Raw genomic sequence first — 577 nt, forward strand, 5'->3', positions numbered from 1 at the left:
TTTTCACTCCCCTTATCGTTACTCATGTCAACATTCGCACTTCTGATACCTCCAGCCTGCCTTACAGCTTGACCTTCAACGGCTTACAGAACGCTCCTCTACCATGCAAGATAAATCTTGCATCCGTAGCTTCGGTGTACAGTTTTAGCCCCGTTATATCTTCCGCGCAGGCCGACTCGACTAGTGAGCTATTACGCTTTCTTTAAAGGATGGCTGCTTCTAAGCCAACCTCCTAGCTGTCTAAGCCTTCCCACATCGTTTCCCACTTAACTGTAACTTTGGGACCTTAGCTGACGGTCTGGGTTGTTTCCCTTTCCACGACGGACGTTAGCACCCGCCGTGTGTCTCCCGTAATTGCACTCATTGGTATTCGGAGTTTGCATGGGGTTGGTAAGTCGGGATGACCCCCTAGCCCAAACAGTGCTCTACCCCCAATGGTGAGATACGAGGCGCTACCTAAATAGCTTTCGAGGAGAACCAGCTATCTCCGAGCTTGATTAGCCTTTCACTCCTATCCACAAGTCATCCCCAGCCTTTTCAACGGATGTGGGTTCGGTCCTCCAGTTAGTGTTACCCA

General features: G+C 50.3%; 1 rRNA gene. It reads right to left on the minus strand.

Features of this window, described 5'->3' with window-relative positions:
* A 23S ribosomal RNA gene (locus O1D97_RS18320) occupies positions 1-577 on the minus strand; the annotation flags it as partial.

Origin of the sequence: Marinomonas phaeophyticola, assembly GCF_026966905.1 — a bacterium.
Taxonomy (GTDB): domain Bacteria; phylum Pseudomonadota; class Gammaproteobacteria; order Pseudomonadales; family Marinomonadaceae; genus Marinomonas; species Marinomonas phaeophyticola.